Source organism: Austwickia chelonae, from assembly GCF_003391095.1.
Classification (GTDB): Bacteria; Actinomycetota; Actinomycetes; order Actinomycetales; family Dermatophilaceae; genus Austwickia; species Austwickia chelonae_A.
Map to the genome: position 1 here is coordinate 21,568 of NZ_CP031447.1, position 24,042 is coordinate 45,609.

At 63.5% G+C, this 24,042-nt stretch carries 23 protein-coding genes and 1 pseudogene; 7 read left to right on the plus strand and 17 right to left on the minus strand.

Annotation, left to right across the window (positions count from 1 at the left end; genetic code table 11):
* Positions 1–75 precede the first annotated feature (75 nt).
* The 3 genes from DX923_RS00100 to DX923_RS00110 are packed head-to-tail and all read left to right on the plus strand — an operon-like array spanning position 76 to position 1,755.
* On the plus strand, positions 76–870 hold the full coding sequence (locus DX923_RS00100) for a class E sortase (RefSeq protein ID WP_162872661.1): 795 nt from the start codon (positions 76–78) through the stop codon (positions 868–870).
* Position 871: 1 nt separating this feature from the next.
* Positions 872–1,063: a hypothetical protein gene (locus DX923_RS00105; RefSeq protein ID WP_116111789.1), complete on the plus strand. Its 192-nt coding sequence runs from the start codon at positions 872–874 to the stop codon at positions 1,061–1,063.
* A 38-nt stretch (positions 1,064–1,101) separates the two neighbouring features.
* A complete protein-coding gene (locus DX923_RS00110; protein ID WP_116111790.1) occupies positions 1,102–1,755 on the plus strand; it encodes an aminodeoxychorismate/anthranilate synthase component II in 654 nt (217 codons plus the stop codon).
* Here the strand turns inward: DX923_RS00110 and pknB are convergent.
* The 8 genes from pknB to DX923_RS00155 form a co-directional block, all read right to left on the minus strand.
* Positions 1,752–3,695 (minus strand): Stk1 family PASTA domain-containing Ser/Thr kinase, encoded by a 1,944-nt coding sequence (pknB, locus tag DX923_RS00115; protein ID WP_240322675.1) that lies wholly within the window; start codon positions 3,693–3,695, stop codon positions 1,752–1,754. The two genes, DX923_RS00110 and pknB, sit on opposite strands and share 4 nt — an antisense overlap.
* 51 nt (positions 3,696–3,746) lie before the next feature.
* On the minus strand, positions 3,747–5,240 hold the full coding sequence (locus tag DX923_RS00120; protein ID WP_116111792.1) for a serine/threonine-protein kinase: 1,494 nt from the start codon (positions 5,238–5,240) through the stop codon (positions 3,747–3,749).
* Complete coding sequence (locus DX923_RS00125; RefSeq protein WP_116111794.1) at positions 5,237–6,703, minus strand: peptidoglycan D,D-transpeptidase FtsI family protein; 1,467 nt, start codon at positions 6,701–6,703, stop codon at positions 5,237–5,239. Before DX923_RS00125 ends, DX923_RS00120 begins: the two co-directional genes overlap by 4 nt.
* Positions 6,700–8,076 (minus strand): FtsW/RodA/SpoVE family cell cycle protein, encoded by a 1,377-nt coding sequence (locus DX923_RS00130; RefSeq protein ID WP_116116058.1) that lies wholly within the window; start codon positions 8,074–8,076, stop codon positions 6,700–6,702. The genes DX923_RS00125 and DX923_RS00130 overlap by 4 nt, the downstream gene beginning before the upstream one ends.
* Complete coding sequence (locus DX923_RS00135) at positions 8,073–9,320, minus strand: PP2C family protein-serine/threonine phosphatase (protein WP_116111795.1); 1,248 nt, start codon at positions 9,318–9,320, stop codon at positions 8,073–8,075. The genes DX923_RS00130 and DX923_RS00135 overlap by 4 nt, the downstream gene beginning before the upstream one ends.
* 3 nt (positions 9,321–9,323) lie before the next feature.
* Positions 9,324–9,806, minus strand: coding sequence for an FHA domain-containing protein FhaB/FipA (locus DX923_RS00140; RefSeq protein ID WP_116111797.1), 483 nt, complete (start codon positions 9,804–9,806; stop codon positions 9,324–9,326).
* A 7-nt stretch (positions 9,807–9,813) separates the two neighbouring features.
* Positions 9,814–11,142, minus strand: a complete 1,329-nt coding sequence (locus tag DX923_RS00145) for an FhaA domain-containing protein (RefSeq protein WP_240322676.1) — start codon at positions 11,140–11,142, stop codon at positions 9,814–9,816.
* 96 nt (positions 11,143–11,238) lie between these two features.
* Positions 11,239–12,069, minus strand: a complete 831-nt coding sequence (locus DX923_RS00155) for an aldo/keto reductase (protein ID WP_116111799.1) — start codon at positions 12,067–12,069, stop codon at positions 11,239–11,241.
* A 249-nt stretch (positions 12,070–12,318) separates the two neighbouring features.
* On the opposite strand from DX923_RS00155, the gene DX923_RS15985 reads away from it, so the two are divergent.
* Entirely contained in the window at positions 12,319–12,480 is a 162-nt protein-coding gene (locus DX923_RS15985) for a hypothetical protein (protein WP_162872662.1), read from the plus strand.
* Positions 12,481–12,518: 38 nt separating this feature from the next.
* Here DX923_RS15985 and DX923_RS00160 read toward each other — a convergent pair whose 3' ends face one another.
* The 4 genes from DX923_RS00160 to DX923_RS00175 all read right to left on the minus strand — a co-directional run bounded on the left by DX923_RS00160 (position 12,519) and on the right by DX923_RS00175 (position 16,358).
* Positions 12,519–13,208, minus strand: a complete 690-nt coding sequence (locus tag DX923_RS00160) for a hypothetical protein (RefSeq protein WP_205413069.1) — start codon at positions 13,206–13,208, stop codon at positions 12,519–12,521.
* 158 nt (positions 13,209–13,366) lie between these two features.
* Positions 13,367–13,933, minus strand: coding sequence for a LiaF domain-containing protein (locus DX923_RS00165; RefSeq protein ID WP_116111802.1), 567 nt, complete (start codon positions 13,931–13,933; stop codon positions 13,367–13,369).
* Positions 13,934–14,112: 179 nt separating this feature from the next.
* On the minus strand, positions 14,113–15,540 hold the full coding sequence (locus DX923_RS00170) for an APC family permease (RefSeq protein WP_240322677.1): 1,428 nt from the start codon (positions 15,538–15,540) through the stop codon (positions 14,113–14,115).
* A 143-nt stretch (positions 15,541–15,683) separates the two neighbouring features.
* Positions 15,684–16,358, minus strand: a complete 675-nt coding sequence (locus DX923_RS00175; protein WP_116111806.1) for a hypothetical protein — start codon at positions 16,356–16,358, stop codon at positions 15,684–15,686.
* A 134-nt stretch (positions 16,359–16,492) separates the two neighbouring features.
* Between DX923_RS00175 and DX923_RS00180 the strand changes: the two genes are divergently transcribed.
* Entirely contained in the window at positions 16,493–17,428 is a 936-nt protein-coding gene (locus DX923_RS00180; protein WP_162872664.1) for a DMT family transporter, read from the plus strand.
* Here DX923_RS00180 and DX923_RS16515 read toward each other — a convergent pair.
* Positions 17,419–17,580, minus strand: coding sequence for a fructosamine kinase family protein (locus tag DX923_RS16515; RefSeq protein WP_240322678.1), 162 nt, complete (start codon positions 17,578–17,580; stop codon positions 17,419–17,421). The two genes, DX923_RS00180 and DX923_RS16515, sit on opposite strands and share 10 nt — an antisense overlap.
* A 130-nt stretch (positions 17,581–17,710) precedes the next feature.
* On the opposite strand from DX923_RS16515, the gene DX923_RS00190 reads away from it, so the two are divergent.
* Positions 17,711–18,148, plus strand: a complete 438-nt coding sequence (locus tag DX923_RS00190; RefSeq protein ID WP_116111809.1) for a hypothetical protein — start codon at positions 17,711–17,713, stop codon at positions 18,146–18,148.
* A gap of 84 nt (positions 18,149–18,232) precedes the next feature.
* Here the strand turns inward: DX923_RS00190 and DX923_RS00195 are convergent, their stop codons facing one another.
* Complete coding sequence (locus DX923_RS00195; protein WP_116111810.1) at positions 18,233–19,636, minus strand: MFS transporter; 1,404 nt, start codon at positions 19,634–19,636, stop codon at positions 18,233–18,235.
* Between the two features lie 354 nt (positions 19,637–19,990).
* Here DX923_RS00195 and DX923_RS00200 point away from each other — a divergent pair.
* Positions 19,991–20,131 (plus strand): annotated as a pseudogene (locus DX923_RS00200) (transposase family protein); the annotation flags it as partial.
* A 96-nt stretch (positions 20,132–20,227) separates the two neighbouring features.
* Here DX923_RS00200 and DX923_RS00205 read toward each other — a convergent pair.
* Genes DX923_RS00205 through DX923_RS00215 form a run of 3 tightly spaced genes read right to left on the minus strand, consistent with a single transcriptional unit; the run spans position 20,228 to position 24,035 of the window.
* Positions 20,228–21,334: an ABC transporter ATP-binding protein gene (locus tag DX923_RS00205; protein ID WP_116111812.1), complete on the minus strand. Its 1,107-nt coding sequence runs from the start codon at positions 21,332–21,334 to the stop codon at positions 20,228–20,230.
* Positions 21,331–23,022: an ABC transporter permease gene (locus DX923_RS00210; RefSeq protein WP_116111814.1), complete on the minus strand. Its 1,692-nt coding sequence runs from the start codon at positions 23,020–23,022 to the stop codon at positions 21,331–21,333. The genes DX923_RS00205 and DX923_RS00210 overlap by 4 nt, the downstream gene beginning before the upstream one ends.
* Entirely contained in the window at positions 23,019–24,035 is a 1,017-nt protein-coding gene (locus tag DX923_RS00215; protein WP_240322679.1) for an extracellular solute-binding protein, read from the minus strand. Before DX923_RS00215 ends, DX923_RS00210 begins: the two co-directional genes overlap by 4 nt.
* Positions 24,036–24,042 lie beyond the last annotated feature (7 nt).

A 24,042-nucleotide genomic window follows, 5' to 3' on the forward strand; every position in this document is an offset into this window, starting at 1 on the left:
GAAAGTACCCAGGAGAACATGCCCGACCCAGGCAAGATTCACTCAACGGCGACCGAACCGGGCCGACAATCAAATGTGACCAGCGAAACAGGAGCTCGTGGACAGCCTCCGAGCCGACACCGGGCCGTCGCTACCGTGACCGGAGTCCTCGGTGAACTGCTCATCACCTTCGGTCTCCTCGTACTCCTCTTCGTGGGATGGCAGGTGTGGTGGGTGACCCGTGCAGCCTCCCAGGCATCAGCCAGTGTGGTCTCCGACCTCGGCCGAGAATTCGCAGATCCCACTCTGCTCGGCGCATCCGGCACCACCGGCCCGGCACCAGCCACCGCCAGCGCGATCACGAATGCCAATACCACCGTTGGAAAAGCCTTTGGACTGATCACCGTTCCCCGCTTCGGCAATGGTCCACAACCGGTGCTGCAAGGTACCTCCACCGCTCAACTGGACAAAGGCATCGGACACGACCCCACCTCTGCCATGCCGGGTCAGATCGGCAACTTCGCCACCGCAGGCCACCGCGACACCTACAGTCACCCCTACAACCGCATCGATGCTCTCCGTGAAGGAGACGACATCGTCGTCGAAGTCAAGGATGGATGGGCTATCTACCAGGTCGACAACTCGAAGATCGTTCTCCCACATCAGGTCGAGGTCTTCGCCCCGACGCCCGACCGACCCGGAGTCACTCCCACCGAAGCCTGGATGACGCTGATCGCTTGTGAGCCGCACTGGACTGCACAGAAACGCTGGGTGGTCCACGCCAGACTCCACCACTGGATTCCTCGCAATACGGATACTCCTGATGCAGCCGCCAACCCTCTCGTGCGGGCAGCTCTCGCTGCGCCGAGCGATCGACCCCAAGGAAGATGACATGTACGCCGCACTCTGGCGCGTTCTACCAGGGCCAGCTCCTGCCCGTGCCCTGATCTGCGCCATCCTGCTCGCTATCGTCATCGCAGTCTGCTTCAGCTGGGTTTTCCCCTGGGTCGCCGAACGCTTGCCGGTCAACGATCCCAGCGTTACTGCACATGTCACCATGCCGGCGGGTACGACAGTACGCTGACGGGCGAGACAGCCCATCGAAGAGCGAAGAAGAGCCCCGTGACCAGGATTCTCGTCGTCGACAACTACGACAGCTTCGTCCACACCATCGTCGGATACGTCGAACAGATCGGCGCCGAGTGCGATATCCGTCGCAATGACGACATCGAACCGGACGAGTGCCGCTCCTACAACGGTGTCCTCATCTCACCAGGGCCAGGCGATCCCGAATCTGCGGGGGTCAGCATCGACATGATCCGAGCTTGTGCACGGGAAGACATCCCGATGCTCGGTATCTGCCTAGGACACCAAGCACTCACTGTGGCCTACGGAGGTGTCGTCGGTCGGGCCCCGGAGCTCCTCCACGGAAAGACTTCTCCAGTGCATCACGATGGTGAGGGAGTGTTCGAAGGCTTGACCTCGCCTTTCACCGCGACCAGGTACCACTCCCTGGCCAGCGTGCCGGAAAGTCTCCCTGACGTCCTGAAGGTCACGGCACACACCGAATCCGGGATCATCATGGGCATCAGACACCGTGACAAAGAACTTCACGGCGTCCAATTCCACCCGGAAAGCGTGCTCAGCGAAGGCGGACATCGACTGATCGCCAACTGGCTGCTCAGGTGCGGACTCGAGGACGCCGTCGAGCGTGCCACCGGACTCAGCCCGCTGGTGGACAGCGACTCCGTGGCGAACGTACGGGTCAGCGGCTAACGGACAGGGTTGCCAGCCGGAGGCTGCAACGGCGGCGCGACCGGCGGCGGCGGAACCGGCTGAGGCAATGATGCCGTCGGCGACGGGGGCTTCGGCGTAGTCGTCGGTTTCGTCGGGGGCAGAGGATCTGACGGAACCGTGACTGTCACCGTGGGTACTGCACGGGGTCGTTCCCGGATGATCGTAGTCCGTACCTCGGTGCCCATCGGGACGCTCTGCCCTGCATAGTCATGACGTTGGACCGTCCCGGCCACACCATGGCCGTCGATATATGAGGGCACCAGCTTCAGCCCCAGCTTGATCAGGATCGCCCGGGCTTCGCTCTCCGGTTTGCCGGACAGATCAGGGACCCTGACCTTGCCATTGCTCACATACAAGGTGACCGTGGCGCCTTCAGGCACTGTGGCGCCCGCCTTGGGATCGGTTCGGACCACCCGGTCAGGCCCTTGCTCGTTGCTCTCCACCGATTCGACCCGGACCACCAGGCCCGCATCCTTCAGGATGGACTGAGCCCCGGCCTGGTCGTAATTGGTCAGCTCAGGGATCGTCACATTGCCCGGCCCTGAACTGACATCGAGACTCACCCGGCTGCCGGAAGGAGCCTGCAAGCCCCCCTCAGGGCTTTGACGCACCACAATGCCTTCAGCTGCTTTGTTGGGAACCCGGCGAATATCGGCCGCCAAGCCCAGTCGCATCAGCTCGTCCTGTGCATCCTGCAAGGTCTTCGTTCGGACATCAGGAACCGTCACCCCACCGACATCACCGATCTTGCCCTGATAGGCCAGGATGCCCATCGTGACCACCAACGCCAGCCCGATCGCGGAGGCCACCGCGATCAAGAGCTGCCGACGCCGCGAAACCCGAGGCAGAACCAACGGTAGCGAATCCGTCGAGGAATCCTTCTTCCCCGATGATTCTCCCGGCTGGCCACCTTCCCCGGACTGCTCTGGCTCACCGCCCTTGGCGGTCGCCACCTCCTGAACCGTGGTTTCCGCATCGGCTGGATCCACAGGAACAGGGAGAAGCACCGCGATGCTTGGCTTACGCCCTGCGGCCAAGGCCTCCAGATCTGCGGCGAACTCGCTCGCGCTGGAGTACCTCTCCTGAGGCTCCTTGGCCAAGGAGTGCAGCACCACAGCGTCGATCTCGGCAGAGAGTGTCTCATCGTGGACCGACGGAGGCTGTGGGGTCTGTCCGACATGTTGATAGGCGATGGCCAGCGGGCTGTCCCCGGTGAACGGTGGACGGCCGGTCAGCAACTCGTAGAGCACACACCCGGACGAATAGACATCGGCTCGAGCGTCAATGCTCTTCCCCTGCGCCTGCTCCGGGGAGAGGTACTGGGCGGTGCCCACCACTACCGATGTATTCGTCAGTGTCGCAGCTGAGTCGGCGATAGCCCGGGCAATGCCGAAGTCGGTGAGTTTGACCTCGCCTTCAGTGGTGACCATCACATTGGCCGGTTTGATGTCCCGGTGTACCAGCCCGTTCGCGTGGCTGAACGAGAGCGCCCGCAAAGTGGCTGCCATGATCCGGCAGGCCTCTGCCGGCTCCATCGGCCCGCCACGTTCGTGCAGCATCTCCCGCAGGGTTTTGCCGTGGACCCGTTCCATGACGATGAAAGGAACGGCGATGTCCGCGCCGCCCAATTCCGTGGCCGAATCCTCACCGGAGTCGTACACCGCCACGATCGAGGCATGGTTCAGACCGGCCGCAGACTGAGCCTCTCGTCGAAAACGTTGGAGGAAGCTCACATCCCGGGCGAGATCCGAACGAAGAACTTTGACCGCGACCTCACGGCCCAGACGGGTGTCCCAGCCGGCGTGGACCTCAGCCATACCACCGCGGCCGATGAGTTCGCCGATTTGGTAGCGGCCGACCAAGACCCGTTCGTCGGTCATGGTCGATTCACTCCCCTCAGCAGGCATCGGCTCGGTCAACACAGCTCCCTAGAAAAGCGTCTGGACAAGGTGGTGCGGTCGCTGGGTCAGTTAACGCTGCCCGGAGGTCGGCGATGTGGAAGAACGCTCCCGCAACCCCATACTGACGGTCAGCGTGATCGGTCGGTCCAACGGTTGAACACCCGCGGGACTGATGTCAACGACCGTACCTGCTGGGAGCTCCGACTCCACATCCTTGGTCGAGATATTCGTGAAGCCTCGCCGGCCCAATGCTCCCGCGACGATCTGAGCATCCTTGCCGCGGTAAGTAGCTAGATCAATGCTTCCTGAGGAGGATGCAGGTTTCTGGGGCGACGAGGGTGCGCTACTCGGACGAGAAGGAGGTTGCGAGGAAGACGAGGACGATGAAGACGAGGACGAAGCCGACGAGGATGACGAAGACGACGACTCCGAAGAAGTGTTCGGCGGAGCCGAGATCGACACCCCGGACGAGGGCTTCGGTGATGACTTCCCGCTCTCGCCCACCAGGCCGGTCATCCGCAACACGGCGAAGATCGCCACGAGGGTGAGTACGCCGAAACCGGCCACCATCCACGGATTCGTCTTGCGGCTCGGCGGGGGCACCGGACGCGATGGCCCTGACTGTGCCGCACCGTACCGGTCAGCAGGGTGAGTCGCATACGCGGTGGGTGAGGTCAGTTGCCTGGTCGAGGACTGCTCTGGCATTTGCCTGGTGTGTGCAAAGCCCTGGGGTACGGCCGCTGCGGCCGCAGCAGGCCCGCCCTTCATCGCTTTCGCCACGGCCCGGGCGCTTTCCGGGCGTTGCGAAGGATCCTTCGCCAGGCAGCTCTCGATCACCGCAGCCATCGCATTGGGCACGGTGACCGGCAGCGGCGGCGGCACATTGTGGACGTGGGCCATCGCGGTGGCCACGGCCGACCCCTCGTCGAAGAGACGCTCCCCGGTCAACAGCTCGTAAGCCACGCAACCCAACGAGTAGATGTCCGAGCTGCCGGAGACCGTCTTCCCCATCGCCTGCTCCGGAGAGATGTACTGGGCGGTGCCCATCACCTCGCCGGTACGAGTCATCGGGGCAGCATCCTTGGCCCGGGCGATACCGAAGTCGGTGAGCTTCGCCACCCCGTCCGGACGCAGCAGGATGTTCGCCGGCTTCACATCACGGTGGATGACCCCGGCTTCATGGGCTGCCTGCAAAGCCTCGGCGCACTGCCCGATGATCATCGCGGTCCGTCGAGGAGACTGCGCGCCCTGCTCTCGAATGATCTGTGAGAGCGGCTCTCCCTCCACGAATTCCATGACCAGCCAGGACGCACCGTCATCTTCGCCGTAGTCGTACACCGTGGCGATATTGGGGTGACCCAATAGCGCCGTATGACGTGCCTCCTCGCGGAAACGCTCAGCGAAACCCTCCTGCTGGGCCAAGTTCGCGGAGAGGAGCTTGATGGCGACGGTGCGGCCCAGGACACGGTCACTGGCCCGCCACACCTCACCCATGCCACCTACGGCGATGCGAGAGACGAGGGTGTAACGATTACCGAAGACGGTACCCGGGTCGATGCTCATCGATTGATCACAGCCTTCATGACTTCCTGCGCCAAAGGTGCGGCGTTGAACGAGGGACCGGGGCCCGGCGCAGGCAGACCGCCGTTTTCGACGAGAACCGCGACCGCAACTTTCGGGTCGTCAGCCGGGGCGAAGGACATGAACCAGGCATGAGGTGCAAGAGCACGACCCTGAGCGTCGTGGTTCTCCGCAGTACCGGACTTTCCTGCGACCTTCACACCAGGGATCCGAGCAGCCGCGCCGGTGCCGACCGGTGACTCGGTGACCTGGACCATCATGCGGTTCAGCGCGGCGGCGATCGGCTCGGTCGTCGCTCGGGAGTACTCCTGGGGTTTCGTGGTGTCGATCACGTCCAGGCCGGAGCCTCGGGTCTGACGCACGAGATAGGGCTTCATCACCGAGCCCTTGTTGGCCACACCCGCGGCGATCATCGCGATCTGCAAGGGGGTGACGTGGACGTCCTGCTGGCCGATGGCGGTGTAGGCGATCTTCGGCGGAGTGTCCATGACCCCGGTGGTCGACGGAGTGACCTTCATCGGGATGGAGAGTTTCTCACCGACCCCGAACTTCTTGGCCTGAGCCTTGAATGCATCCGCGCCCAGATCCAGCCCCAACTGGCCGAAAGCGGTGTTGCAGGACATGGCCATGGCCTCGGTCATGGTGACCTCACCGCTGCCGCAGGGACCACGCCAGTCGTTGGGCAGCTTCGCCGACGTCTGCGGGATGGACAGTTGCGCGACCCCGGTCAGCTTCGAGTTCTCGTCTTTTCCTTGTGCCATGCCCGCCGCTGCGGTGATGACCTTGAAGACCGAACCTGCTGGGTAGAGGTCACCGGCGATCGCACGGTTCACCAACGGCTTCGAGGGGTCGGTGTTCAGGCTCTTCCACGCTTTTTGCGCATTGCTGCCGTCGAGAGTGGCGATGGTGTTCGGGTCGTAGTGGGGATGGCTGACCATCGCAAGGATCGCCCCAGTCTTCGGGTCGAGGGCCACGATCGCGCCTCGACGATTACCCAAAGCCTTGTCGGCGGCCTGCTGGACCTTCGGATCGATCGTGAGCTCGAGGTTCACGCCAGTAGGGCGTTTTCCGGTCAACAGATCGCCTAGACGCCGATAGAAAAGAGCGTCCGACTGCCCGGACAGCAGTTCGTTGTTGGTCAGCTCGAGAGCATTCGCTCCATACCCCAGGGAGAACCACCCGGTGAGATGCCCGTACAACGGGCCCTGCGGGTAGGAACGCTTGAACTTGATGTTGCCGTCGTTCTTGTCGGAACGTGCAATCTGTGTCTGATCGACCAGGATCGCTCCACGTTCCTGCTCGTAGGCGGACAACAACGTACGTCGGTTCCCCGGGCGGTCACGCAAGGTCTTGGCGTCGGCGTACTGGACCCATGACCCGAAGACCAGCAGTAGCGCGAACATTCCGGCAACCAGGACTGACAGGCGGCGGATAGGCGCGTTCATGGACTCTTCACCACACTCGTGGGCGCGTCGGCAGCGGCAGAGGTCTCATCGGGATCCGGCAGCGGCCGACGCGCGTGATCGCTGATCCGAAGCAGGATCGCCACGATGGCCCAGTTGGCCAAGAGCGATGAACCGCCCGCGGAGAGGAAGGGCGTGGTGAGACCGGTCAACGGAATGACACGCAGGACGCCACCGACGATGGTGAAGACCTGCAGCGCCATAGTGAAGGACAGACCCGCGGCCAGGAGCTTGCCGAAGCCATCGCGCGTGCCCAGGGCGGTCCGTAGACCGCGTTCGATCAGAAGAGCATAGAGGATGAGGATCGCGAAGATTCCAACGAGCCCCAATTCCTCACCGAGGCTAGCGATGATGAAGTCGCTGTCAGCCAGTGGAGTGATATTCGGTCGCCCCTGGCCCAAACCGGTTCCGAGCATTCCGCCAGCGCCTAGACCGTACAGGCCCTGACGCAGCTGGTAACTCTGCTCGAAGTACTGCTCCGCCCACGGGTCCAACCAGATGTGCACCCGGCGTTGAAGGTGCGCGAACAACAGGTAAGCCACGAAAGCGCCACCGCAGAACAACGTCATCCCGATCGCGATCCAGCTCTTCCGCTCCGTCGCGATGTACAACATCCCCACGAAGAGACCGAAGAAGAGCAGCGATGTACCCAGGTCGCGCTGAAAGACCAGAACCGCGACCGAGAGCGCCCAGGCAATCAGGATCGGGCCGAGGTCACGAGCCCGAGGAAGACGGATACCGAAGATCTCCTTACCCGCCAAAGAGAGCGCATCACGGGTCTGGATGAGATAGCCGGCGAAGAAGACCGCCAGCAGGATCTTGGCCAACTCACCGGGCTGGAAGGAGAAGGGCCCGATCCGGATCCAGATCTGGGCACCGCCAGCCTCGACACCGAGCACCGGCAACAAGGGGAGGAGCAGTGCGACCAGGCCAGAAGCCATCGCGGTGAAGGTGTACCTGCGCAGGATGCGATGGTCGCGTAGAGCGATCAGCACGACCGAGGCCACGACCATCGACAGCCCAGCCCACATGATCTGGCGAGGCGCGACTCCGGAACTGCTGCCCACCGCGATGTCCAACCGGTGAATGATCACGATGCCCAAGCCGTTCAACAACGTGGCCACCGGCAACATCAAGGGGTCGGCATAGGCTGCCCGCCAACGGAGCACCAGGTGAAAACCTATGGCGAAGGCCAACACCCACACGCCCTGCGTGAACAGGTCAACCGGGATCTTCCCAGTAGTGGCCAGACCGACGTTCAAGTAGGCGAGCAGCACGATGATGACCGCGAAGATCAACAGTACGAGCTCGATGTTGCGTCGCGTACGGGGACGAAAAGTGCTCACCGTGGTCATGGCGATGTCCCGCACGGCGACGTGAATCGCTTGTTACGGCACTCGTGCGCCGCCTTACGCATCTCATCGACGCGTTGCCGGGCGAAGCGGAGATCACCGCGCATCTCCCCATCCAACCGTGTACGCCACATCTCCGGAAGATCCGATACCGGTACATCGCTCTGGGTCTCCACCTGCGAAAGATGGATCGACCCCAAGGTCTGGGGTACGCCACGGTAGATGGCGACCTTCCCGTCGGAGTGCCCGACGTAGTACTGACTCTGAGCCCACTGCCACCCACTGAATGCAGCCGCGCCCAAGGCAAGGGACAGGACCGAGATGATGACGACCACCCGGACCCATGAACGGGAATGCGGATCGTCGTCGTCATCGTCGACATCGTCCTCATGCGGAGAGCCAGCAGCCATCCGAGCCAACGCTGCCGCTTTTTCTGCAGGTGAAGCAGGAACCCCAGCTACCCGGTGGCGCCGTTCTGCAGCGGCACCCACGATGGTCGGCTGCGGGGAGACATCGACCGCGGTGGGCACGATATCTCCCAGGACACAGGTGACATTGTCCGGAGCGCCGCTGCGCATGGCCAGATCGACGAGTCGCCGTGCGGTCTCCAGAGGGTCGTAACCCATCCGGATGACCTCCGAGATCGTGTCGAAGGCGACGTAATCGGACAGGCCGTCCGAGCAGATCAGGTAACGGTCCCCGATCCGGGGCTCCCGCATCGACAGATCCGGCTCATCACCAGGAGCACCGGTCAACACCCTGGTCACCAGCGAGCGTTGCGGGTGATACTCAGCCTCCTCCTTGGTGATCCGGCCTGAATCGACCAAGGTTTGTACGAAGCTGTGGTCCTTGGTGATCTGGAAGAACTCTTCACCACGCAACAGATAGGCGCGGCTGTCGCCGATATGGACCAGCGCCAGGCCATGAGAACCAGCCTTCATCAACGCGGTCAGGGTCGTCCCCATCCCCGCCAACTCGGGATTGGCCTCCATTTCGGAAGCCAAGGCCTCATTGGCCTCCGAAATGGAAGCTGCGAGGATGTCCAAAGCATCGTCGGATCCGTGGCTGTCCCCGTCCAATGGGGCAAGCCTGGCCAGAACCAAGGACGAGGCCACATTTCCGCCGGCATGGCCACCCATGCCATCGGCCACCGCCAACAGGTGCGGGCCGGCATAACCGGAGTCTTCGTTCCGCGATCTCACCAGACCGACATCCGTATGAGCCGCGAAGTCCAGGGCAAAGGTCATGGACTACCGCCTGAGTTCCAGCACCGTGGTGCCGATCCTCAGCTGGCTACCGTCACGCATCTCAATCGGTTGCGAGATGCGCTGCCCGGATACGAAAGTGCCATTGGTGGAGTTGAGGTCCTCGAGATACCAATGCCCTGCCTCTTCGAAGATGCGGGCATGACGGCCCGAAGAGAAGTCGTCATCGAGGACGAGGGTGCACTCCGGGTTACGACCCAGAAGTACCCCCGACGCCCGAAGCGGCACTGTCGTGCCGCGCAACGGGCCTTCCACGATGACCAGCGAACGCAACCCACGCCCCCGACGCTCTGCTCGACTAGAAGGCACATTCGAGGTCGGACGAACTTTCGCCCGACCGTCGGCAGCCTTCTTCACGATGCGAGTTCCGTACAGGTCGCTGCGGATTACCCCAACGATGCTGAAGACGAAGAGCCACATCAAGATGAGCAGACCGAGCCGTACAGCGGTGAGGGTGAGTTCGCTCAAAGTCCCTTCACCGCCTGCCGGAGCGGATGACCAAGCTGGTCCTCCCGAGGGTGATCCTGTCTCCGTCGGTCACATGCTGGCTGGTGATCCGGTCACCGTTCACGAACGTGCCATTGGTCGAGCCCAGATCGCGCACCGAAATGGCGAAGTGCGGCCCGTCATGGGTCACCCGGATCTCGGCATGACGACGGCTGATACCGGCGTCTTCCAAGGTGATGTCGACATGAGGGTCCCGTCCCAGCACGGTCAACGCGCTCAGCAGCGGATATCCATGCCCGTCCATGTCCAGCCACGGGCGCTCGGTCGGGTCGACCCGAGCTGCCGAAGGCCGCGACGGGGCTTCCCGGGGATCCCGGTCGTAGTCGTCGTATTCCCTGCCGCCATAAGCGGCATCCCGGCCGACAGGAGCCTGCGACGACCAGCGGTCGGCCTGAGCTTCCTGGTACGGGTCGTACGGGTCCCGACGGGGGTCTTGCGCCGCATACGGGTCATGAGGCTGACCGTAGGGGTCGCGTCGCGGGTCGGGATCGGCGTACGGGTCCCGACGGGGGTCTTGCGCCGCATACGGGTCATGAGGCTGACCGTAGGGGTCGCGTCGCGGGTCGGGATCGGCGTACGGGTCCCGACGGGGGTCTTGCGCCGCATACGGGTCATGAGGCTGACCGTAGGGGTCGCGTCGCGGGTCGGGATCGGCGTACGGGTCCCGACGGGGGTCTTGCGCCGCATACGGGTCATGAGGCTGACCATAAGGATCGACCGCTCCTGCGCGACCCGCCGCAGCGGTGCTCGCCAGGGAACCAGCTGCCGCACTCGCTGCGTGACTGGCCAATCCGGCCGGACCTTCCGCCGGGGCCTCTGCCTCCGACGAACGGAACGGATGTGCTCTGCGCAATTCTTCGGCATGTTGACGACGCCGCATCTCGGCCGCCTCCTGCGGATCTTCCTCCAGCTCCCCTTCGGGGATGCGTTTGGCTGTGGCCGGACGAACCCGGAACACTCCGGTCTCCAATTCCTCGCGGGAACGGAAGTCGATGTGGAACGGCCCACCCGGAACATAATGTTGCTGCTCGGCATGTTCTTCAACGCTGGCGATCAGCTCTTCCGCCAACACGTCGGCATAACTCGTCAGTCGCTCGTAATCACTGGGGGACAGATCGATGACGAAAAGATTGGGCACCACGGTGCGCCCTCTGCCGACCACGGCAGCACGGTCATCCATGGCCCGTCGCATCGCCGAAGCGATCTCGACGGGTTGAACCTCTGCACGGAACGCCCGCGCGAAGGCGCCGTTGACGGCACTTTCGAGCTTGCGCTCGACTCTATCGAACAGGCCCACGACGCTCCCTCCTCACGCGACAACTCATATCCAGCGTATCTGTACGACCTGGTAGAGACCTGAACCCACCCGGTCGTGACGGTATATGCCCAGCTCTCACATCTCCTCGTGAGTGTCTGGGTCATAACCCCATTGACGCCCGTTCGGACGTCCTAGTCCAGTGATCGTAACTATTTCTTCCGCGGACAGCTCAAAGTTGAAAAGGTCGAGGTTGTCCTTTTGCCGAGACGGATCAGCTGACTTGGGCAGCGGAAGGCAGCCTCGCTGAAGGTGCCAACGCAGAATGACCTGCGCCGAAGACACCCCGTTCCTGACTGCGATCTCCTCGATCTGGGAAGCGACCCGCTTCATGCGAGCCACTGGACTCCACGACTGGGTGACGATTCCCATCCGCCTATGGACACGAAGCATTTCCTCCTGCGGGAAGGAAGGATGAACCTCGATCTGGTTCACCGCCGGCACCACCCCCGTCGCGGAGATGACGTCCTGCAGGTGGCGTTCTGAATGGTTCGACACCCCGATGCTGCGGACGAGGCCTCGCTCACGACAGGCCACCAGGGCCTGGAAGGCTTCGACATACTGACCAACGCTCGGGTTCGGCCAGTGGACGAGAACCAGGTCGAGCTGGTCGAGCTTCATCAACCGCAGGCTTTCCTCCACACAATGCACCGCATCGTCATGGGCGTGGAAACGGCCCGGTATTTTGGTCGCCACCAGGACTTCTTCGCGGGGGACGCCGCTGCGTCGAAGTGCTTCGCCGACCTCCTGCTCGTTCTCGTAGTTCACCGCCGAATCGATCAAACGGTACCCGGCTTCCAAAGCGGAGACCATCGCTACGATCCCCTCCTCCCCCCGGAGCGGATAGGTGCCCAGTCCGATCTGGGGCACGACGACGCCGTCGTTCAGCATGTAGGTAGGAACGGTCATCTCGATGCTCTCTCTCGGACACAAATTAAGGACCTGGCTCCCCCGACCGTACGGCCTGGAGCCTGCCTTTACCGAGCGGGGCAATCTCTCAACCAAGGGGAGAAGACCCTTCCACGAGCAGCTCGTCTCATCATGCAGACCGCTTTGGGTGTGCTTTGAGCAGCGCGAATTCGCGTATTCACTCATCCGTGTCGGGCTACTGGAAGGTACGACTTCCCTTACCCGCAGGTCACCTTGAGGGTGGAGAGCATGTTCACCCTTGAAGACCTCGACCTGTCCGAAGAGCTCGAATTCTTCCGTGCACACGGAACTGACCTCATGAGTGCACCGGAGCAGGACGACCAGGCAACGACCTCACCCGAGGCAGATGCTCGGCTGCACCCCGCCGACTACTTCATCGCCGGGGTCTAAACCGCGACCCTCTGCTGACACGGCGTCGTCCTGCGAGGTCATGCCTTCGCCGGGCGACGCCGACCCCACAACATCAGACCGATGCCGGCCAGGGTGGAGATACCGCCCAACCCGGCAGCTAATACCGTCAACACCACATCGAGGGTGCCGACCGGGCGGCCGGCCTTCGCAGCCTCGATATCTCCCGAGCAGGTCACGGTGTAGTCCCCGCCCTGACGGGCCGTGAAGATCGAAGAGCTCTGCCACAACACGTCAGAACCCTGGAGCAGGACCGGGCTGGCGTGCTCCACGGACACCGGGGCGTCCTCCCCATCGGCCACGACACACTGCGAAGCCCCACTGCCCCGCTCTGTGTACAACATCCGTTGTTCACCGGCGTCCAAGCGGATGATCACCGGCTGCCCCTGAGGCAGCCGCACTGCATTGCCGATCGTTTCAGCCGACATCGAACCCAGATGCATGGCAGCTATGCCCATCGTGAGCAAACCCACGATGAACAGGCCGATGCCCAACCCCGTCAAATGACGCCAAGGATGTGTCGGAGGGTGGAAAAGCACATGATCGTGATCCGTCAGGTCATGGTCCGCGAGGTCGCTGTCAACGCCCTCGCGGAGAGACGACGGGTTCTCTTCCTGATGTTTTCCGTCAGCTTTTTCCACGCTCTCGACGTGCGCAGGTGACGAAGACTCGGCGAGTGGGGCTGCGGCCGGACTCTGATCAGGCGCCACCTCGGAATCAGACCCAGGGCGCCGTGACGAATCCCGTCCGGGCGGCGAAGGCTGCTCAGTCATGACTCTCCCAGCGACGGCGGCACCCGCGAATCACGGGCCACCACCACTGTATCCAGAGAGAACAGCTTGCTTCTCCCCTCGTCCCCGCTGCAAGGTCACTTCCGGTGCGGCCAGAAACGCTCGTACCACTTCGGCTCCTGCTCACCGATCTCCATCTCGACGACAACCACATCGCCGAACAGGGAGTAGGAACGGACCGTGACCCGCGGGGAATCCGGCGAAGGAGCCGTACGACGCCGATCTTCCAGATCGCCGAAGATCGAGGAACCACCCAGGGACACATCCGTTCCTGGCGGCACGATGACTTTGACATCCCCGAACAGCTGCCAGGTCTTCATCTGCACCTCTGCGGCGGAGAACGACGCCTCCCGCAAATCGAAGATGCAGTCCCCGAAGACGCCCAACGTGGTCGACCGCTCGGCCACCGTCCACGGCCCCCGACGAGTCACATCACCGAAGAAAAGGACAGACCACCCCTTCGAGGGAGATTTCGAGCCCTCAGGCCGGCGTGTGATGACCGGCCCCCGTCGACCTGGACGCGGTCGATCGGTGAGGACCCCTCCCTCTCCGATGACAGGCATGTCGAAATACGCGACCGGACCAGGTGGGGGATCTCCAGGAAGCCGATCCTGCGGTTCCTTGCCGTGGCGAGGCTGCGTCATAAGAGCACCTTATGACGCAGCGCCCACAAGTAGCCAGAGAGAGGGGCAGCCTGGGCAAGGGGTGCCCCATCAGCCAGGAAGCTACTCCACGTGTCGAAATGAGCGGTGTTCCCGGGACGAAGAACGGGGTGCGGCCTCAACCCGGCCGCACCCCGTCACCTCGATACGAGAAGCGTCGATCAGTCGTCGGACTTCTCGATGACCTCAGCAAAATCAGGGCTCGGCGTCCCTGTGCCGTACAGCCGTTTGTTCACCAGGAAAGTCACGAACCACAGCCCGATCCCGACCACCAACAGGACCCCGCCGATCGCGAAGTCACGCGGGTTACGGCCGGAGAACGGGCTGGCGAGGAAAGCGGAGAAGAGCCCGCCCAAGATCGGCAGGAAGGTCGGGGTCCTGAAATGGGAATGAGCGACCTTGTCCCGGCGCAGCACCAGGACGGCGATATTCACGATGGTGAAGACGACCAACAGCAGGAAAGCCGTCGTACCGCCCAGGTCCTCAAGGTCGGCCCAAGCTACCAGCGCGAAAGCCAACAGCGTGGTGAACACGATGGCCACCCACGGGGTGCGACGGACCGGAAGAACCTTGCCCAGCATGTGCGGAAGCACCCGCTCGCGGCTCATGCCGTAGACCAGGCGGCTGGCCATCAGCATGTTCAACAGCGCCGTATTGGCAACAGCGAACATCGTGACCACGGCGAAGACACCCACCGGGAACCCTGGCCATCCCGCTTCCAAGACCTGGATCAACGGAGTACTTCCCTGACTGAGTTTCTCGGCCGGGACCAACGAGATGGCGGAGATGGCGACCAGCAGGTAGACGCATCCGGCCAAGGACAAAGCGATCAGCATGATCTTCGGGAAGGTCTTTGCCGGATCCTTGGTCTCTTCGGCCATGTTGACGCTGTCCTCGAAACCGACCATGGCGAAGAAGGCCAAGGCGGTGGCCGCCGTCACAGCACTGAAAGCAGACTCCCCTTCGGGGAAAGAGATATCCATCAGGTGACTGGTGTCACCTTTGCCGCTCAACAAGGCATACAGGCCTACTCCGACGATCAGGGTCAGACCAGACATTTCGACCAAGGTCAGCACCACATTCAGCTTCACCGACTCGCTGACACCACGCAGGTTCACCAGCGCAATCACGGTGAGGAAGAACAGCGCGCCGACCACCATGAAACCCTGGTCGGACTTCCACCCAGCCGCCTTCGCGAAATTCGCAGCAAAGGCTTTTGCCGCAGATGACGACGAGGTCAGCCCCGAAGCCATGACGGTGAAAGCGACCAAAAAGGTCAGGAAGTGGACGTTGAACGCGCGATGGGTGTAGGTCGCGGCACCACCGGCTCGCGGATATTTCGTGACCAGCTCCAGATAGCTGCACGCGGTGATCATCGCGACAAGGAAGGCGCAGAGGAACGGTAACCAGACCGCCCCTCCGACCTCCTTGGCGACCTTGCCGGTCAAGGCATAGACGCCTGTGCCCAGGACGTCACCCATGATGAAAAGCAGAAGAAGTGCGGGGCCGATAGCTCTCTTGAGTTCTTCCTTCTCAGTCGAGCCGGAGGCGCCCGCAGGAGTTGCGGCAGGCGCAATGTCATTTGCCATGGAGAGAGCCTGCACTGTCGAAGGCCGATCTGGACAGCCCAAATGACAACGATTTCTCGCAAAGTTGTTACAGAGAACCCACCAAAAGGGGAAAAAATCGGCAAAATTGCCGACAGCAATCCAGGGTCAGGGCCCCGTCCCGGTCAGCCTCCGCAGTCGCATCGCCCCGTCGCAGGTAGAGCCATGAAGCATCGGTCGCAGATTTTCAAAGGCGCAGGCTCAGGCTTGGCAGGCTTCGAAACGGCAGCCTTTCTAGGTCGACTCACCCGTGGCTCTGCCGGTTGACGCGGTGCCGAGACCCGGGCTGCACGCGTCGCCCGGGGAGCAGGTTCCGGAGCCATCGCACGCACCGGTTGGAAGGTCTTGGGCTCAGGGAACCCCCACAATGTGGCCAGTTCCACCGCCTCGGGGATCGGACGCATCAAGGGGCCATGTGGCACCCGGTAGCGTCCACGAACCCCAGCACGCCAACTGTCGCGCAGCGCGACCAACCCCTGGCCGATCCGAAAATGCTCCCACTTGCCACTCTCCCCGAGAGTGATCGCGAAGAACTCCGAGCCCGTCCACAAACACATCGCGCTGCGGGTCCCCGGTACCCCATCGATCCAGATCCCCATCGGGGTCTGGGCCTCCATCATCAACTCCAAGGCGGCCAAGGTCGGCTCTCCGAAGCGGCCGCAGATACGCACCGCCCGTCGACCCATGATTTCCACTCCACAACCGCGACCCTTGGCTACCAAGGACACGGCGACCACGTCAGCCGAAGGGTCGGACGAATCATGCGGGGCCTGCCCGCCGGGTGCTGCGGACTCGCTCATGACTCCACTTCTACCAGGAGATGCTGAACAGCTCGAACCCGCCGGGGTGCATCAGCTCCGCCCACGCGCGACAACAGCGATCTCACGGAGAATATCCGCCGAGAACGCGTGACCCGGCTGATTGGATGAAGTCCATGTCGCGGCGTGCACTTCTTCTTTTCCTCGGGCTCGCGCTTTTCTGGGGGATCCCTTACCTCCTCATCAAATACGCGCTCCTCTCCTTCACCCCGGCCACCTTGGTCATGCTGCGGACCCTGATCGGAGGTCTCGTCCTCCTCCCCCTCGCCCTCAGGGAAAAAGCCTTTCCAGCGGTGGCCCGACACTGGCCGGCCGTCCTGGTCTACACCCTCGTCGAGATCGTCATCCCCTGGCCTGCTCTCAGCCACGCCGAACAAGTCATCCCCAGCGGGCTCGCCGCTCTCCTCATCTCGGCCGTTCCCGTCGTCGGAGTACTGCTCGGACTGGCCACTCGGCGACAAGAACATCTCGGGCGATCCGGAATCGCCGGTCTCATGCTCGGGCTCGGCGGGGTCGGGCTGCTCGTCGGACATCACAGCATCAGCCCGCAACAGCCAGGAACCGGACTCGCCCTGCTCGAGATGGCTGCGGTCGTCCTGGGCTACGCCGCAGGACCGCTCATCATCCACCGTTGGCTTCGTGACGTCCCCTCCAGCGGCATCATCGTCGTCAGTCTGCTCGTACCGGCACTTCTCCTGACGCCCCTGGCCGTCGCCCAATGGCCGACCCGGATCGAGAGCAGCGCGGTCATCGCAGTGATCCTCCTCGGTCTGATCAGTACGGCGCTGGCCTTCCTGGCGCTCTTCGCGCTCGTGCGTGAGGTCGGCGCCGTCCGGGCCACCGTAGTCACCTACCTCAACCCCGCCGTCGCGATCATCGTCGGCGCGATCTTCTTGAAAGAACCCATCACCGCCACGACGCTCGCCGGATTCGTCGCCGTCGTCGGCGGCTCGGTCCTCGTGCATCGACGTCCGGCGGCAGCCACCGACAACGCAGGGAACGTCCAGGCCACAGCAACACCTGACCCCGGGCACCCGAACCCTCAGGCATAACGTTCCAAGACCGCCACAGCCGATGCGCCACAGCTGGCCCCGAACGAGCGCATCATCGCCAGATCCACCTCACGATGCGCCCACAGGCACGCCGGGTCGATCAACCAATGACGCCCGGACAACAACTCCTCAGGAACCAACACGTCACCCATGCCATCCGGCCTATCACGCCGTGTGAAAGCTCAGAGCGAGGCAGCACCGGCCGACGAATACCAGCGGGAGCAGTGCCGAGCATCCACCCGTCGCCTCCCGACAACCCACCGTCAGGACCGAGGAACGACCATGCTCGTACTGCGCACCATCCCGACCGCCGACCTTCCGCCAGCACTTCCTGGACGTCACGACCTACCCGGCTGCCTCGCCGGAGATGCACCAGTCACCGACCACTGCTGTGAGTTCCACCGCGCCGACTGGGCCCGCGCCGTACGTTGCGCGACCTGGGCCTGGTACTGCAGGCGACCCGACGAGAGCCCTCAGGACTTCCTCGAACAAGCGATCAACCTGCCTGACCGGGTACTGGAAGCCGCGCGATCTCTGCTCGTCGACCCGATCATCCTGCACATGGAAGGTGGACGGCCCGCCGCCATCGCGGGTGGACATATGCGGGTCGCGGTCCTGCGCCAACAGCGAAGCTCGCATGCCATCGTCGAATGTTTCAAGATCGACGAGGCTCCTATCGCCGGTGAATTCCTGGCCCCTGAACTGGTCATCCGAGGCTGATCCCGAACAGTCGGACCCGTTGCCACGGACATGACAAGGGTCCGGCACCCCCTGGATGCTGGACCCGTACGGGGGACCCGTGTCTTAGTCGCGAGCTGCCGCGCGGGCGTTGTGCTCGGCGATCAATCTCTTCTCCTCCGGGCCGACCATGGCGAGGAGGCCCACCGACAGCACCGCACAAGCGGTCAACAAGGCGTAGGCGACATGCCACCCGTAGTGCTGCGCGACGATACCGATCCCCGTCGATGCCATCGTCGCGCCCAGGACGTACCCGAACAGGCCGGTGAACCCGGCTGCCGTACCTGCCACGTGGCGAGGCGACATGTCCAGGGCCTGCAGGCCGATCAACATGACCGGTCCGTACACGAAGGCGCCGATGAAGAACAGGTAGACCATCAGCACCCAGAAGGGCGTACCCACCGGGGACAACCAGTAGAGAACGATGAAGACCGCGACGCCCAACATGAAGGTGACACCGGTGCGACTGCGGTTGCCGGCAAAGACGCGGTCTGAGATCCAGCCACAGGCCAAGGTGCCGAAGATGCCGGCCAGCTCGAACAGGGAGAAACCGGCGATGCCTTTGGTGACCGAGACCTTGTGCACATCCGACAGGTAGATCGGTGCCCAGCTCAGGACGCCGTAGCGCAGCGTGTACACGAAGACATTGGCCAAAGCCAGGAGCACCATGGCCCGGTTCATCAGGATGTGCTTACGCACCAGCTCCCAGGTCGAGGGCTTTTCCAGCTCGGAATCGTCCACCGCAACCTTGTCGGGATCATTGCGGTACTCCTCGATCGGCGGCAGACCCACCGACTCGGGAGTGTCCCGGATCATCACGAAAGCGACCGCTGCGACGCCCAGAGCCAGCACCGCAGGGAACCAGAAAGCAGACTGCCAGGCGCCTCCGGTCATGGCCAGACCGGCTGCGGCAGCTGCGCCCACAGCCATGCCGCCGACATTGTGCGCACAGTTCCAGATCGAGGTCTTCCAACCACGTTCGCTGGTGGAGAACCAATGGACGAGGACCCGGCCACTGGGAGGCCACCCCATGCCCTGGACCCAGCCGTTGACAAACATGACGATCGCGAAAGCCGCCAGGCTGCCAGAGACCCACGGCACGAAAGCCACGACCAGGTTCGCCACCGCCGAGAGAGCCAAACCGATCGGGAGGAAATAACGGGCGTTTGAGCGGTCGGAAGCCATCGCCATGAAGAACTTGCTGAGCCCATAAGCGACCAGGGCGGCGTTGGCGATGAGTCCGATACCGGTCTTGTCGATATTTCCTTCGTCAAGAAGGATTTTGGAGATCAACGGGATGTTATTGCGAATCAAGTAGAAACCGGCATACCCGAGGAATATCCCCATGAAGACCTGGAAGCGCAATCGTGGATAACGACGGGACACCTCCTCGTCGGACAAGCGCGGCGCAGGCGGGGGTGCGGAAAGCCAGGAGACGCGCGTCGTACGCGTCGTGGTCGTCGTGGTCATCGGTCACTTCCGGTGTCTCGTCAGGAGTGGCGACGAACCGGGTGAGCTTCGTCGCCACCGACATGGTGGAGAAGAAATCGACCAGGTCACAGAGAGGAGCGGTGACGAGCGGTGACAGCGCTGTTACACCAGGACGATCACAGAGGTGTTCTTGCCAGGGGTCGGGTCCGGGTTTTGTTGTGGCTCTGTGACCCGGGGTGACGGCGTGTTGACGTGAATGGAGTGGGGCCCTACGTCCCAGGTTCGTTTTCGACTAAGAAACCGAGCCAGACAAGGACCCCACGTGATCACCTATCGTGCCACCTTGCCCGCGACACGCGGATCGGGATCGCCACCGCCTACCGCGCCCCCAGCGAAACCGGCACCGACCTGTGGTACTCCGGCAAACACAAACACCACGGCGGCAACATCCAGGTCCTGACCGATTCGACCGGGTACCCGATCTGGATCTCCCCCGTCGAACCCGGCTCCACCCACGACCTGAGCGCCGCCCGCCAACACGTCCTGCCCGCGCCCCCGCCGGATCGGCCACATCATCACCGCCGCCCTCGTCCTAACTCAACATCAACGGAGGCCGCTGGTGAGAAAACCTCACAGTGTTCTCGGTAAGAGCCAGGAACGCTCCGCGCAAATATCGACCCGGACGAATTCACCGACCTCGAATTCCACGGAAAAAGGACCAGAAGACGCTAAGACGACTCCTTCAACGGTTTCCACCACATAATCGATGCGTTCCCCCAGATAACGCACCTCCTGGACGACTCCGATATCCCCGCGGACCTCACAGCGGAACGAAGCGACCTCGGAGGGGCATCCCAACCGGACCGCATAGGGACGCAAGAGGACAGTTCCTTGTCGCCCGGCGCGAACGGTGGCGGGATCCGACGGGATCCTCAGCTCATGACCCAACAGCCGGACCTGCGCCGTCGTAGACCCGTCCTGCAGGATCACCCCGTCCACCTCGACCGGAAGCATCGCAGCTTCCCCGAGAAAATCAGCCACGAAGGCATCCGAAGGGCGGGCATAGACCTCACGAGGAGGCCCTACCTGCCGGACCTGCCCCTGCCCCATCACCACCAGGACATCAGCCGTCGACAGTGCGCCGCCCAGATCGTGGGTCACATGGATCACCGTCCCGCCCAGACGGCTACGGGTACGCACGATCAGGTCGAGGAGCTGACGACGCAGCCGGGACTCCAAGCCCTGCAAGGGCTCGTCCAACAAGAGCACGGACGGACGGAGAATCCAGGATCTGGCCAGCGCGACCCGCCGGGCCTGACCACCGGAAAGCTGCTCAGGCAGGAGATGAGAGACGCCAGTCAGACCCAGCTGCAGCAGAGCGATATCAACCCGTTCGGCGAGCGCAGCAGCAGACAGCCCGCGCAGGGACAGGCCGTACCCGACGTTCTCCCGGACCGTGAGTTCTGGGAAAAGAGCGTCTCCTTGGAAGACCATCGCGGTCGGCCGGGCTGCAGGTGGCTCATCGGTGTGTTCCCGGCCGTCGATCGAGATGGTGCCAGCAGACAGACGTTCCAGTCCTGCGATGGCCCGCAGCAGGGAGGTCTTCCCCGAACCGGAGGGGCCGACCACGGCTACCACGCTGTCTGCGGGGAGGGAGAGCGCCACGTCGCGCAGGGCATCGTGAGCCGCTCCCGGAAAACGCAGCGACACCTCGGAGAGCTCCACCTGGCCGGTCACGAAGACGTCCTCCTCGAGGGTTCCACGGTATTGCTGTAGGAGGCGCGGGGGCCGACGCGGACCCCGGCGGTCGGCCGCGCCGGAGCCGTGCACCAGGCCGCTGAACCCACCAACACTCCCAGGACCACAGCCATCGCGCAGGCACTGCTGAGGCGGCCGGTCTCAGCTGCTGTCACCAGGTCGACTGGTAGCAAAGGTGTGCGCGAAGTCGCGAGCAGTGCAGCAGGGGCCAGCGCCGACAACGACCGGGCCAAGGTCGTGGGGATCTCCCCGAGCAGCACCGGCCGCGCGTGGGGCAGAACCACATCACGAATGACATCTCGACGACGGGCTCCCAAGACGTAAGCCGCCTCCGCATACGAAGGAGGCAGCCGGCGTAGACGTTCGGCCACAGCCAAGGCATTCCCCGGTAAGGAAGCCATGACCGCTACCACCATCAGGGCCAGCCAGGTGAGCCCTTCGCCGACGGCCACCCCCGGAGGCAGCACAGCGGCGAGAGGCATGGACCACCGGGTGATCGCGACCCAGGCTGCGAGCCCGCACACCAGCGGCGGTAACGCATGGAGAGCGACGGTCAACTTGGCCGGCAGGGCCGTCGGCCGATCGGCCAGATGCCATCCCAGGAAGAACCCCAGTGGCAAGGTGAACAACGTCGCGCACAGCCCCAGGAGCACTGTGTCGGCCAAAGCGTTCTGCCATGGTCCGATCAGAACCGCAGCGAGATGCTCCGAGGTCAGGCCGTTGTCACCGATCAGGCCCACCGAGGCCGAGAGGACCACCACCGAGGCCGACGTGATCGCTGCGGCGACCACGACCTGCACCGTCACCGACAGCCGAGACCATCCGCGGGCTGGATGGCGCACTGGAGCGACCTGACGGCGCAGCGCTGGGCGGGGCGAACCGCCCAACCGGTGTACCGCCACCGCGATGAACAGCCAGGGCACCACCAAAGCTGCTGCGTGGGCGATGGCGTCGGCAACATCGTTCTCAGCGGTGGCGGCCTCGAACAGCCTGGTCGACAACACCGTGTACCCGCCGCCGATGACCAGCGGATCGGCCAGATCTGTCACGGATTCGGCGAAGAGGACCAAGAAGGCCACTGCCAACGCCGGACGCAGTTCTCGGAGCTCCACGTCGACCAGCACACGCCACCGGGACGCGCCCAAGTCGGCCGCGGACTCCGATGCCCGGCGATCTCGGACGTTCAGGGCATGCAGGACGATCAAATACGCGAAAGGGAGAGCGGACAAGGTCGAGCTGATCACCAGGCCCGGTAAACCGTAGAGCTCACCACCAGATACCGACCACCGGTGCACGATGCCGTTGTGCCCTACCAGGACGAGCAAGGCCAAGGCGATGGTCGGCGGGGGGAGGAGAAGTGGTGCCGGGCAGAGCAGATGGACGAGCCTGCGGCCGCGGAAAGCATGCTGATGCGCGTGAGCGCAGGCCCAGGCCAGGAGAGTTCCAGACAGTGCGACCAGCGTTGCCATCACCAAGGTATTGCGCAGGACCAAGGCGCCACCGCCGAGGAGACGCGCCACCGCATCACGTCCGTCCGCAGTGATCAGGACGGCGGTGACCGGGGTGAGCAAGGCGATCAACACCGCACCGAGTCCGGTGGACCATCGCCAGGACGAATGACAGCTGTGGAAGACGACATGAGGACGGCTGCTAGCTGAATCGGTCACGGCCGCACCTCAGCGGCGAAACCGGCGATCAATTTCTCCGTCGCGCGAGCGTCCGCTGCTCTGGGGGAAAGCAGTTTCACCCCAGGAGTCAGCTCCAGTCGATGATCGACGGCCAAGTCCGTCCGGGTCGGTAACTGCGGGAAACGCTCTCCTCGCCGGGAGAACTGACCTGCCCGGGATATGGCGAAGTCGACGTAGACACCCGCCCATTCGGGATGCCGTGTCGACCTGAGGACCGCGACTGCGCCGACCTCGGCACCGGTTCCTTCCCGGGGATAACTGATGACCAGCTGCCGACCGACTTCGATCTGTCGGGCACAGTGCTGAGTGAAGGTGAGTGCGATCGCGGCCTCACCCCGGGCGACGACCCCGGCAGGGGCCATTCCGGATCGGGTGTACTGCAGGACATTGTGGTCAAGACGATGCAACCAGGCCAAAGCGGTCGCGTGGTCGCCGAAACGGTATGCCTGTACACCGACGATCGTGATCCCGGTCCCGGAGGTCAGCGGGTTGGGCGAGGAGATCCGCCCGACCAGGCGAGGATCGAGCAGATCCTCCCACGACCGAGGTATCGGCACCCCCAGGTCTTTCAGAGCGGCGGGATCGGAGCAGAAGCCCAGGTTGCCGCGGTAGACGCCGGTCCATGCGCCGTCGGGAGCGCGGTACGCCGTAGGGACGGTATCGGCCTCGGCGGGTCGGTGAGGCCGCAAGAACCCACGCTGATCGGCCAGGACGTAGAGCTCGGAGGGCCCGCCGTGCCAGACGTCGTAGTCAGCTGCGGCATCGCCGCGGGACATCCGGCTCAACGCCTCCCGGGAGGACAAACGCACCATGGTGACCGGTATCCCGGTGTCCTCGGTGAAGGTGTCGGCCCACTGCCGACACAGCTCTTCGATGGACGAACAGAGGACGTTGAGGGATTCGGCTCGATGCGAACGCAGGACATGGGCCCCACTCCAGGACAGCAGACCCAGGCACAGCACGACCGCCAGGACGAGTCGAGGACGCCGCAACGAGTGA

What these genes read in the sequence shown, in the direction of transcription:
- DX923_RS00105 (WP_116111789.1), top strand. Translation starts at nt 872, where the DNA reads ATGTACGCCGCACTCTGGCGCGTTCTACCAGGGCCAGCTCCTGCCCGT.
- DX923_RS00120 (WP_116111792.1), bottom strand. Translation starts at nt 5,240, where the DNA reads ATGAGCATCGACCCGGGTACCGTCTTCGGTAATCGTTACACCCTCGTC.
- DX923_RS00125 (WP_116111794.1), bottom strand. Translation starts at nt 6,703, where the DNA reads ATGAACGCGCCTATCCGCCGCCTGTCAGTCCTGGTTGCCGGAATGTTC.
- DX923_RS00130 (WP_116116058.1), bottom strand. Translation starts at nt 8,076, where the DNA reads ATGACCACGGTGAGCACTTTTCGTCCCCGTACGCGACGCAACATCGAG.
- DX923_RS00135 (WP_116111795.1), bottom strand. Translation starts at nt 9,320, where the DNA reads ATGACCTTTGCCCTGGACTTCGCGGCTCATACGGATGTCGGTCTGGTG.
- DX923_RS00155 (WP_116111799.1), bottom strand. Translation starts at nt 12,069, where the DNA reads ATGACCGTTCCTACCTACATGCTGAACGACGGCGTCGTCGTGCCCCAG.
- DX923_RS15985 (WP_162872662.1), top strand. Translation starts at nt 12,319, where the DNA reads ATGTTCACCCTTGAAGACCTCGACCTGTCCGAAGAGCTCGAATTCTTC.
- DX923_RS00165 (WP_116111802.1), bottom strand. Translation starts at nt 13,933, where the DNA reads ATGACGCAGCCTCGCCACGGCAAGGAACCGCAGGATCGGCTTCCTGGA.
- DX923_RS00170 (WP_240322677.1), bottom strand. Translation starts at nt 15,540, where the DNA reads ATGGCAAATGACATTGCGCCTGCCGCAACTCCTGCGGGCGCCTCCGGC.
- DX923_RS00175 (WP_116111806.1), bottom strand. Translation starts at nt 16,358, where the DNA reads ATGAGCGAGTCCGCAGCACCCGGCGGGCAGGCCCCGCATGATTCGTCC.
- DX923_RS00180 (WP_162872664.1), top strand. Translation starts at nt 16,493, where the DNA reads ATGTCGCGGCGTGCACTTCTTCTTTTCCTCGGGCTCGCGCTTTTCTGG.
- DX923_RS16515 (WP_240322678.1), bottom strand. Translation starts at nt 17,580, where the DNA reads ATGGGTGACGTGTTGGTTCCTGAGGAGTTGTTGTCCGGGCGTCATTGG.
- DX923_RS00190 (WP_116111809.1), top strand. Translation starts at nt 17,711, where the DNA reads ATGCTCGTACTGCGCACCATCCCGACCGCCGACCTTCCGCCAGCACTT.
- DX923_RS00195 (WP_116111810.1), bottom strand. Translation starts at nt 19,636, where the DNA reads ATGACCACGACGACCACGACGCGTACGACGCGCGTCTCCTGGCTTTCC.